Genomic DNA, 11,201 nt, shown 5'->3' with positions numbered 1-11,201 from the left:
AAAACACTTCATTTTTGGAAGCATTTATGATATCATGCGAAGTAGGATATTGAGATAAGACAGCTAGAAAAGCAGCTGATTTAGGTTCAAAAACATACTGAAGTTCAGGGAAATAACAATCACAAAGGGCAATGAGACGGTTAGTTTCCTGAGAATGGAGTTTTTTAATCTGATAATGTCTGTGAACGAGAGCCTTAAGATCTTGATATCCATTTTTGTTTTCAAAGACAGAATCTGAAACATATCTGACATCATCATCAGTTCCAACGATGGTACTGATAGTTTGAGCATCCAAAGGATCAGATTTGGATATATTATGGCTTTCTCTCCATTTATTGACGAAATCAGTATTGAGCTGATGGATTTCTTCATCGCTGTTACAGTTTTGTTTAATAAAGCTGTAGACATTAGTAGAATAGATACCAGTGACCTCCAAAGCAAAATAAGTGTGAAGACAGTGTTGATCATTGGAATACTTTCTCACAGTATTTAAAAACTCAACAACATCAGATTTAATGAACTTAAAAGATAATTTTTTTCTAAGGAAACGGGGTTTGACTGATCTTAATTCAGGGACAGCCAGAACAGCAGCATCAGCCTTGCCTTTAGAGACATCAATGCCAACAAAAAGATTGTAATCGTTATTTTTCATAAAAAATGACCTTCTTTCTCAAGTATGAAAATGGTTTTGAATTGCACCTCTAAATCAAGACAAACGCAACCTCGCAAATACGGAGACAAGTGAGAAACACTGCTGCAACAAACTCATTCGGGTATAAAGCACGCCTTGAACAGAGGATTAAGTCTTTTTGAAGCGGAACATAACGAGATGGCCGCAGAGGTGGAGAATAAAACCTTGATTCAAAACGAAACTATTATCTTAAAAAGAGAGTGTAGAAGCAAGGAAATTTTTAAACAATTGAGATATCTCAATTGTTTAAAAAAGGAAATCCTTAATTCAAACTTCTATACATATTATACGAGGAGGTAGAAATTATGCGTATCGCAATATGTGACGACGAATTATTTTATGTACAAAATATTATGGAAAGGATTAAAAATTATGAGTTTCATGACACTAAGCCCACCATTATAGATGGATATACAAATGGTAATGAATTAATTGATGCATTTAGAATCGAACCTTATGATCTTGTTTTTCTAGACATTGAGCTTGATAACTGTCAAAATGGTATAGAATTAGCTAAAATGATTAAAGATATCAAAGCAAATTGTATCTTCATTTTCATTACAGCCTATCACTATTATTTACCTGAATCTATGTGGATTGGAGCTGACTTATTCATTGATAAACCTATTGATCAGAAATTATTTCAAAGAGAACTTCATCATGCTTTTCAGGTTTATAAACGTCTAAATCGTACAGTATTATTTTCGACAACTGAAGGAAAAGTTTATATTAAAACTGATCAAATTCTCTATCTAGAAACAAGTTATGGTAAATACAAGTTAAAAACAACCAAACATCATTATTTTGGTAATCTTAAAACCATAACGAAATCTAAACAACAATTATTAGAATATCATTTCTTCCAACTCAACCGAAGTATCATCATTAATTTTAAACATGTCAAATCATTTTGTTTTGACTACATCACAATGACTAATGATGATATTCTCCCATTAACGAAACGAATTCGTAAAGAATTTAAAGAAAAATATTTTAACTTTATAGATAAGGAGATGTAATTTATGCCAATTGTATTTAATCTATTATGTAAAGCATTTATTGTCCTTTTAGACATTTTATTATTAAATTTTTATATTAAAATATCATTTTCAAACATATATACTAAACAAGCAAAAAGGTTATTATTAATTTATATATTTACATTCATATTATTATTACTTTCTACAAATTTCTTATTAAATATTTGTATATATTTGATTGCTTTTTTAATAATAACAATTATATCTAAACATCATAAAAATTTTCTAATAATTTTTCTAAAAAACTTTAGTATATTTTTAATTATTAAAATTACTGCTTATTGTTTCTCTAATTTATTTTGTTCTTGGATGTTTAACATAACAATCACATTTGATTTTTCACTTTTTTCAACTCCATATTTAGTTTTGGTACGCTGTATTACCAATTATATATCTTATATAATCTTTATTTTTACTTTTAAAAATCATTTTAATCTTAATTTAAAAAGATTTAAAATATTCAGTATATTAATATTTATTCATTTTTGTTTAACATTTATTATAGATAATCCTGCCTTATTCCGTATAGTGAGTATAGGTCGTACTTACATCTTCACTGTCATGATCAGCATTATTGCATTGATATGTTTTGATAGAATGCAAACGAAATATGAAAAAGATAAGCATTTACAAGAATCTATTATACAGAACTTGGAGAAAGAAAAAGAATTTAACCAACAAAGAGAACAACAACAAAAAGAGATTAGAAAGATTAACCATAATCTCAATAACATCTTAATTATTTTACAATCACATTTGGAAAAAGAAGAATATGAAGAAGCAAAGGATTATATTGAACAGAACTTAAAAACACATGTTAAAGCATATCAGGCATTAACACATACTGGTATTGCAGCGATTGATGGTGCATTGAATGCTCATATTCAAAGTATTAAAGAAAAGGGTATTCAATATGATGAAAATATTTCTAAAATATTGCATTTAGGAAGTATTGTTCCTGGTGATTTAGCTTTAATTATCAGTTTAGCATTAGATAATGCCAAAGAAGCATGTGAGAACATAGATGGTGAAAAACATATTTCATTAAAGCTTCAAAGTAAACAGACACATGTGATTCTTTATATTGAAAATTCTATTCCAGAAGGAAGTCATCCATCTTTTCATAAAACAAGTAAAAAAGATAAAATTGCTCATGGATTTGGTGTTAGCAGTATTAAAGAAATGGCAGAACGCTATCATGGTGAAGCCAAATATGAAGTGAAGCATGATCAAGTTATTTTAAGAGTTGTCTTGCAAAAATAAAAAATAAGACTCAAAAATGGTCTTATTTTTTATCAGCTAGAAATTGATAGAATCTTCTTTTAAACTCTTTATAGCGTTTCTTTGAAACCATCAGCATGCTTTCATCTGACATATATAATAATATGTTATCAACTTTGACAATATGTTCCATATTCACAATAAAACTTCTTTGAATTTTAACAAACGTATAATCTAACAATGCTTTTCTAATACTATTGACAGCTTTTAAAGAACCATAATAAACACCACGTGTTGTATGAATCTTATAATTTTTATAAGCTGTTTCTAAATATATAATTTCTGACAGATTAAAAATAATACGTCCTTGTGAAGTTGGAAATACAAAAGCTTTTTGCATATATTGATAATGTTTGATAGCTCTTTTCAATTCATATGTAAAAAGTGGATCTTTTAATGGTTTTGTCAGATATTGAAAAGCATTAACAACATAAGACTGATGTATATAACTCATATGACTTGTCATAAAAATAATCATTGTTGAAGCTTTTTTCTCATGAATCATATGAGCTAAATGAACACCATTGATATCATTTAATTCAATATCTAAATAAATCAAATCATATGGATGTTCCTCAAAACTATCTAAAAATTCCTTTCCTTGAGTAAATATATCAACCTCAATATCTATATCATGAAATGACTGTTTAAAATTTTCTATTTTTGAATAAACATCTTGAATGTAAAATGTTTCATCATCTATCACCGCAATTCTCAATTTATTTCTCCCCATTCCTTAATTTTTCCTTTTCTTCTTTTTCCTTTAAAAATTTTTCAAATAAAAGATGATTTTGTATCAATGTTTTACGACTTGTCGGAAAGACTTCCCTTGATTTTAAAATAACATTACGATCCGTTAAAAAATCAATACATTTCATATTCACTAAAACACTTTGATTCACTTGCATAAACCATCGCGACTTTAATACTGGACGTAACTTATAACGATTTTTAACATGTGTCATGAAATGCTGATCATCCACCGTTACAATTTCTAAATCATTATAATAAGTTTCAAAATACTTGATTTCATCAACATCAAAAATACGTTTACGTCCTAATTCTCTAATGGGTATGACAAATTTGACATTTTGATGCAAATACCAATCCATTAAATAATCAAAAACACTTTGAAATTGCTTTGTATTAATGGGTTTTAGTAAATATTCCCTTGCCTTTACCGCAAATGCTTCATGAATGTGATAATATTGATCACTAATAAAGACAACCTGACAGGCACGATTCAGTTCTCTTAATCGATAAGCTGCTTCAATACCACGATCATTTTCGACTTTCATTTCAATGAATGCAAATTCATAACAACGAAATTTTGTACTATACAGCATCTCTTGAATTGTAGAAAAAGTATAAACATTTAATTCCATTTCTGGTTCATGAAAACATTCAATAAGCTTTTTCTTAATCAAGTTTAAATAATCCAGCTGATCATCACATACAGCAATGTTCATTGTTCCCTCTCCCCTTCTTTAATTATCTTGATAATTTTATTGTAGTCAATTTGCAATGAGAAATCAGTCCACTTTTCTCCCATTTTTGGTCATTTTTATGCCCATTTGTAGAAATTTGTCGAGAATTATCGAATGACAAAAGAGTTGAAATTATAATGAATTTACCTAAAGCAAATCTTCATAGTGTATAATAGTTTTAAGGTGGTGAAAACATGAGTATTGGTCAAAGATTAAAAGCATTAAGAAAAGAAGCGGGATTATCACAAAAGCAAGTAGCGGAAGCATTAAAAATGTCTAAACCTATTGTTTCTCAATATGAATCTGATCAAAGAACACCTTCTGTTCCTAAACTTATTCGTTTCTCACGTTTTTATAAAGCGTCATTAGATTATATTTGCGAAAATGTGGAAAAGAAAAATGAATTTTATGGAATTAAAGATTTAGATAAATAATAACAGGAAATCTTACAGTTTGATAAAACTGTAATTTTTTTTACATTCTTTTTTTTGACGAATCTGTAAATTTATTATTCTTTTCATGGTTTTTATGCTTTTCAATTCGTTTTTTATTTGTTTATTCGTTATAATAAATTTGTCTTTAAAGAACACCTGTATATTGATGTATGAAAATGAACTTATAAAATAAAAAAGAAAGGGATTTTTCTCATCAGCAACCGCATCAATATATAGAAGATATAAATAAGATTGTAACTTAGCCTAAATGAACCTGGCTTCTTACATCCTTATTTATATGTGATGCATCATGAACGAAAGATTTTTCTTTCGTTCTTTTTATATTTCAATTTCACCATGTTTAAGATCATGTTCTAAACGATCAAACTCCGGCTTATAATGCCGACTGGAAATTAAAATATCATCGTTATCAAGAATAATTCTACGCCGACTCCCTCTTTGAATTTTATAAGTTTTCACATGTCTGATATTCACAAGTGTCCGCACATTAATCTGATAAAAGCCATAATCCTGTACCCGCTGTTTTAAGCGCTCCATTTTCACACAATAGATGCGATAGACATCTTTTTCAGTATAGGCATAAAACTTTTGGTCTACCATTTCAAAATAGTATATAGCTAAAAGGGGGACATAATATTTATTATGATATTCATCATAGAGTTCAACTTCACCTAAATTTTCAGTAAATTGTTTTAATAAAAGCTGCGCTAATTTTTTGTTTTTGGGATGATAAACAAGTTTTAATTCATGATGATTCATTTGTTCATTTTCATCATAGATGATCTTCATGTTTTCATCCCTCCCCATATAGATATATAAAATGCATTTTTATATCAAAACACAAGAGAAGTTTATAGAACACCTATGTCTTTAATAAATAAAATGCACATTTGCCTAAATATTGTATATTTTTCTACAAAATTCGACATATTTCTACATGTTTTTTACCCAAAAACAGGCATTTTTTGCACAAAAAAAAGATCTCATGACGAGATCTCAAATAACGATTTCATATCATCTAAACTCATGGTACTAATCGTTCCTTCATTTCCTTCAACAAAAGTATCTGCTAAGTTTTTCTTTTGTTTTTGTAATTCCATTATCTTTTCTTCAATTGTATTTTTCATAATTAATGAGAATACCTGAACATTTTCTAACTGACCAATACGATGTGCACGATCTGTCGCCTGATTTTTTGCTGACATATTCCACCATGGGTCATAATGAATGACAGCTTGAGCACTTGTTAAATTCAAACCTGACCCCCCTGCTTTTAAAGAAATAAGGAATAATGTTGTTTGATCATTTTGGAAAGCATCAACCATTTGTTTACGTTTTTCTTTTGAAGTCGAACCATCTAAAAGATAATAAGATATATGTTCTTTTTGACATTGTTCTTCAATCAAATGTAATAATGAAGTAAATGAAGAGAATAATAATATTTTCTTATGATTATCTTTTAAAGAATGAATCAGTTCCATACATCCTTTTAACTTTGAAGAAGGCTCTTGTATATCCTGATATAATAAACGTGAATCTTGGCACAATTGTCTTAAACGTGTCAACATTGCTAGAATATCAATACGTCCTAACTGTTGAACTTGAAGTTTTTCCTGTAAAGATTTATTAACCTGGACAAGATTAGCCAGATAAAGTTTCTCTTCTTCTTCATTAAAACGCATATAGATGGTCTGTTCAATTTTCTCAGGTAATTCTGTTAAGACATCTTTTTTATTTCTTCTTAAAACAAATGGTGTAATCATCTGTTTAAGACGTTCCTGTTTTTGTTCATCATGTTCTTTTACAATAGGGCGTTCAAACTGTTCTAAAAAGTAATGATAATGATAGAGATAATAAGGCATTAAAAAGTCAAAGATGGACCATAATTCAGCTAATGAATTCTCAATCGGTGTTCCGGTTAAGGCAAAGCGCTGTTTAGCCTTTAAACGCTTTACACAAATGGCATTTCGTGTTTTAGGATTCTTGATATTTTGAGCTTCATCAATCACAACTGTATGGAACTGATATGTTTCATACAATTCAATATCTCTTCTCAAATAATCATAAGATGTGATCACAACATCATAATCTTCTTTATGTTCCAAAAGCTTTTCTCTGGCTTCTTTATGACCATAAACACATAAAACCTTTAAATCTTGAGAGAATTTTTGAAATTCATCCTGCCAGTTAAAAATCAGACTTGCAGGCGCAATAACCATATGTGTTCCTTGTCCTTTTAAACTATCAAAATAAGTAATCATCTGTAATGTTTTTCCAAGCCCCATATCGTCAGCCAGAATACCACCAAAACCATAATGTTCCATTAGTCTTAACCACTGATAACCAAGCTTCTGATAATCTCTTAAAATACTTTGATAATGTTGAGGAATATCAAAATCATATTCTCTTTGTTTAAAGTCTTCCGTCCATTTCTTTAATTCAGCACTTCTTTGATAATGTAAAGAAGATTCCTGATTCATCATCTGATCAATTTCAAACAGACGATAAGTTGGAATTTGAATCTCCCCTCCCACAATATCTTTCATATTCAGTGATAAAGAATGTGTCAGATGATCCAAATCCTGAAGTTCCTGATTTTCTAACGAAAGAATCTGACCATTTTTTAACTTATAGAATTTTCTTTTTTTCTTATAAGCTTTTAATAAATCTATAAGTTCTTCTTTTTGGACATGAATACTATGAATATCAATAGACAATAAGCCTTGACGCAGATGTACACCCACCTGTATATCTACTGGTGTAACCTGAGAAAAACTATTTAAGGCATCACTGACAAAAATCTGGCAATAATGCGAAAGATATGGCAAGCTTTCTTTTAAAAACTGATACGTAAAATCATGATCATATTGAAGATAAATCATATGATCATCAATATCTTCAATATAAGGACGCAAATAATCTTCTATTAAATCTGCTTTCTTTGATTTATGCGTATTGGCTTCATCAAAACCATAACAGATATGATCATCATAAATATATTCTAATTGAACACAAATCTGATCATCACGCGTCATATCTGCATAAAGATTAATCATATCTTCTTGATGATAGGTATCAAAAAGATGTGTCTTTAAATCAATATCATCACTTAAATCATATAAAACATATTTATAAAAATCCATTAAAGCATTTTGAGGAATATAGAAACCACCTTTGGTTTCCATCCACTTTTTGATAAATGTGATGGCTTGAATAGGCGCATGGAACATATAGCGATATAAAGTATCATTATGAAAACTGTATAAATATTGTGAGGATATCATCATATCTTCAAATTCATTATAATCAGCTAAATCTAAAACATAGCTGTCTTCTTTCAAGGAAATATCTAAAGGAATCGTATAATTCTTCTTGTCAAAAGCAATATCACAATAAGAAGAAGGCAAAGCACTCATGATATTATAAAATTCATCTATATCATCCTGTATCATTAATACTTTGATAACACCCTGTTGAATAAACTGATTTTTTAAAAAGCTTTTTTTCATAAAATCAATGATTTCTCTAGAGTCTTCATCAAAAGCTTCCCTACTATGAATGAATTCAAAATTCTTGCTGTATTGTAAATGCTCATGATGTTCAATGGCTTTTAAAAAGGAATCAATATTTTTAATCATATAGCTTTGAGTCGATGTTAAAACTTTAAAAGCAACCCATAATTGATTCTTTTTTTGTTGGACAAAGACTTTAAGCTGATATTGTTGTGAAATAAATGGAACAAAAGATTCTCTTAATAACTGATCTTTATATAAATGAATCAAATCTAATGATTCCTGCTGTTTTTTATGCAGGATGCGTTCTTGTCGTTGTTTTTCTATTTTTAAGAGTTGCTGTTGCTTATTCCAATGATCATCTTTTTCATAAAAATAAGGGAAAGATGTCACTTCTAATTTCTTTAAAAAGAACAAAATTCCTGCAATATGACGACATTGTCCTTTTAAAGGACAGCTACAATGAGATTGAATAATCTCCCCATCCTGTGAGATTTTCATAGATACAATCAATTTATCATTTGACATTGAAATTCTTGCATTGATTCTATAACAGTGATTATTTTCATCATAGGAGATCGTCATTCTTTCTAAATATTCTTTCATATCCATAAAACGACCATAACGATATTCCTTTTCATTTTGCACAATACGTCTGATTTCTTTTTCCTGTATAAGCATCATGATTCCTCCAATCAATTTTTTATTATATCATATTATGACCAGAGTGTAAGCTATAATCACATGCATTTTCACTGATTAACGGATCTCTTGTTGATTACCTAACATAATTTTCACTTTCTGACCTTCTTCTATCTGTTCTCCAACACGAGGCAATTGATCAATGACATAATCACCTTCACCTAAAAATTCAAAACCATATTGATCATTTTTCACTTCTGATTTTTTCTTACCAATATAATTTTGTACATCAAAAGTTCTCGTATCCGTCCAGACATAAGCTTTTTCTCGTTGTTGTGTCACTTTTTGAACTCCCAGTGCTGGTAAAACATCCATGAAAATTTTTCTGGCAATAGGAGCTGCTGTTGTTCCACCATACTGAACACATTTTTTAGGATTATCCATGGCTAAATAAAGTACAATCTGTGGATCATCAATGGGCGCAACACCTAAAAAAGAAAGAATATAGCCATTACCAGCATATGTTCCATTGATAGCACGCTGAGCGGTTCCTGTTTTTCCCCCAATACGATACCCATCTATATAAGCATTCTTTCCTCCTCCATCCGTCACAACACCTTCCAAAGCATCTCTGACTTTAGCTGACGTATCTTCACGAATGACCTGTTTTAACATTTTGGGTTGTTTTTCACTGACAACTTCATGTGTTTTGGAATTATAGATTTTATTGACAATATAAGGCTGATAGAGTTTTCCACCATTTACACAGGCACAAACAGCCCTGACAAGCTGGATTGGTGTCACAGAAATGCCTTGTCCAAAAGCCACAGTTGCCTGTTCAACTTCATTAAACTTATCATAATCAAACATAATTCCACTAGATTCACCCATCATATCGACACCCGTTTTTTGTGTTAATCCAAAATCCTGAATATACTGATAAAGACGTTCTTTACCGAGTCTACGCCCAATTTCAACAAATCCAGGATTGGAAGAATTTTGTAAAACTTCTCTAAATGTCTGTAAACCATGTCCTCCTTTTTTCCATGATTTAATACGAACACCGTCTACAATTTCATAACCTTTATCATAATAAGTATCTTTGTCCATATCAAAAAGATTCTCATTTAAAGCACTACTAAAAGTAATAATTTTGAATGTTGATCCTGGCTCATAAGATTTCCAAATTGGTAAATTACGATTATAAATTTCACTATCAGCATTTTGATAATCATTCGGATCAAAATCAGGCTTACTGCAGATTGCTAGAATTTTACCATTACGAGGATCCATTGCTAAACACAAAATAGAATCTGGATCATAAGTCGCATAAGCATTGTTTAATTCTCTTTCTACGACATCCTGAACACGTGTATCAATCGTTAATTCAATATCCATACCAGAAGTTGGATAAACATAATCAGCGGGATAAATGTTTAAATTTTGTCCTTTGGCATTCATATAATAATGAATGCTTCCATTGACTCCAGAAAGATAATCATCATATTGGAGCTCTAGACCAACTAATCCTTGATTATCAATACCTACAAATCCTAACGTTTGAGCTAAATAATTTTGAAATGGATAATAACGCAAAGTATCTTGAACAAGATAGACCCCTGGTAATTTTAAACGATCAATGCTATACGCTTTATTTTCATCTAGTTGTCGTCCTTCTGGTTGAATTCTTTCTACTGAAACTTTCTTTTGTATTTTATCCAATAATGTCTTTTCATCACATTCTAGAATTTGAGCGAGTTGATAGGCAATATGGATCGGATCTTTGATTTGACTTGGAACAACAATCAACGAAGATGTTGTGAGATTATCAACCAAAGTCACATGCTGACTGTCATATATTTTTCCACGTGATGCTTCCAATGGAAAACTACGTTGCCATGATTCTGTTGCTTTTAAACTCAATTCCTGATAAGCAATAAACTGACTATAGCCAAGACGAATCACAATACAAACAATAATAATGGTCATGACAATATTGACCCATTTGATCTTCTGTATCATTTTAGAAAAAACCATGTCACATCACCAACATATTGTATGTTTATGATATTGAAAATATGAAAATAGGGACT

The 11,201-nt window shown here is 29.9% G+C and carries 9 protein-coding genes; 3 read left to right on the top strand and 6 right to left on the bottom strand.

What is annotated here, in order from left to right:
- A partial coding sequence (locus B5E48_RS08900) for an IS110 family transposase (protein WP_143747014.1) occupies positions 1-652 on the bottom strand: 652 nt, incomplete at its 3' end.
- Between the two features lie 344 nt (positions 653-996).
- Here B5E48_RS08900 and B5E48_RS08895 point away from each other — a divergent pair.
- Positions 997-1,710: a LytR/AlgR family response regulator transcription factor gene (locus B5E48_RS08895; RefSeq protein ID WP_087304807.1), complete on the top strand. Its 714-nt coding sequence runs from the start codon at positions 997-999 to the stop codon at positions 1,708-1,710.
- Positions 1,711-2,328: 618 nt separating this feature from the next.
- Positions 2,329-2,994: a sensor histidine kinase gene (locus tag B5E48_RS13625; protein WP_158097280.1), complete on the top strand. Its 666-nt coding sequence runs from the start codon at positions 2,329-2,331 to the stop codon at positions 2,992-2,994.
- Between the two features lie 22 nt (positions 2,995-3,016).
- Here B5E48_RS13625 and B5E48_RS08885 read toward each other — a convergent pair whose 3' ends face one another.
- The gene (locus B5E48_RS08885; protein WP_158097279.1) at positions 3,017-3,730 is read right to left on the bottom strand and encodes a LytR/AlgR family response regulator transcription factor; all 714 of its coding nucleotides are present in this window, start codon (positions 3,728-3,730) and stop codon (positions 3,017-3,019) included.
- Position 3,731: 1 nt separating this feature from the next.
- Positions 3,732-4,481 (bottom strand): LytR/AlgR family response regulator transcription factor, encoded by a 750-nt coding sequence (locus tag B5E48_RS08880; RefSeq protein WP_087297652.1) that lies wholly within the window; start codon positions 4,479-4,481, stop codon positions 3,732-3,734.
- Positions 4,482-4,693: 212 nt separating this feature from the next.
- On the opposite strand from B5E48_RS08880, the gene B5E48_RS08875 reads away from it, so the two are divergent.
- Positions 4,694-4,933 (top strand): helix-turn-helix domain-containing protein, encoded by a 240-nt coding sequence (locus B5E48_RS08875; protein WP_087243958.1) that lies wholly within the window; start codon positions 4,694-4,696, stop codon positions 4,931-4,933.
- Positions 4,934-5,272: 339 nt separating this feature from the next.
- Here B5E48_RS08875 and B5E48_RS08870 read toward each other — a convergent pair whose 3' ends face one another.
- The 3 genes from B5E48_RS08870 to B5E48_RS08860 form a co-directional block, all read right to left on the bottom strand.
- Positions 5,273-5,743, bottom strand: a complete 471-nt coding sequence (locus tag B5E48_RS08870; RefSeq protein ID WP_087243957.1) for a LytTR family DNA-binding domain-containing protein — start codon at positions 5,741-5,743, stop codon at positions 5,273-5,275.
- Positions 5,744-5,937: 194 nt separating this feature from the next.
- A complete protein-coding gene (locus B5E48_RS08865; protein WP_087304804.1) occupies positions 5,938-9,147 on the bottom strand; it encodes a DEAD/DEAH box helicase in 3,210 nt (1,069 codons plus the stop codon).
- Between the two features lie 78 nt (positions 9,148-9,225).
- Positions 9,226-11,145 carry a penicillin-binding transpeptidase domain-containing protein gene (locus tag B5E48_RS08860; protein WP_087304803.1) on the bottom strand — a complete coding sequence of 640 codons (1,920 nt, stop codon included), beginning with the start codon at positions 11,143-11,145 and terminating at the stop codon, positions 9,226-9,228.
- Positions 11,146-11,201 lie beyond the last annotated feature (56 nt).

This window comes from Massilimicrobiota sp. An105 (assembly GCF_002161155.1).
GTDB classification, from domain to species: domain Bacteria; phylum Bacillota_I; class Bacilli_A; order Erysipelotrichales; family Coprobacillaceae; genus Allocoprobacillus; species Allocoprobacillus merdigallinarum.
The sequence above is the reverse complement of the archived record's forward strand: the minus strand, read 5'-3'. Positions and strand labels throughout refer to the sequence as shown.

Bases quoted from the DNA above. Each gene is read 5' to 3' on its own strand.
- B5E48_RS08875 (WP_087243958.1), top strand. From the start codon at position 4,694: ATGAGTATTGGTCAAAGATTAAAAGCATTAAGAAAAGAAGCGGGATTA.
- B5E48_RS08860 (WP_087304803.1), bottom strand. From the start codon at position 11,145: ATGGTTTTTTCTAAAATGATACAGAAGATCAAATGGGTCAATATTGTC.
- B5E48_RS08870 (WP_087243957.1), bottom strand. From the start codon at position 5,743: ATGAAGATCATCTATGATGAAAATGAACAAATGAATCATCATGAATTA.
- B5E48_RS08895 (WP_087304807.1), top strand. From the start codon at position 997: ATGCGTATCGCAATATGTGACGACGAATTATTTTATGTACAAAATATT.
- B5E48_RS13625 (WP_158097280.1), top strand. From the start codon at position 2,329: ATGCAAACGAAATATGAAAAAGATAAGCATTTACAAGAATCTATTATA.
- B5E48_RS08865 (WP_087304804.1), bottom strand. From the start codon at position 9,147: ATGCTTATACAGGAAAAAGAAATCAGACGTATTGTGCAAAATGAAAAG.
- B5E48_RS08880 (WP_087297652.1), bottom strand. From the start codon at position 4,481: ATGAACATTGCTGTATGTGATGATCAGCTGGATTATTTAAACTTGATT.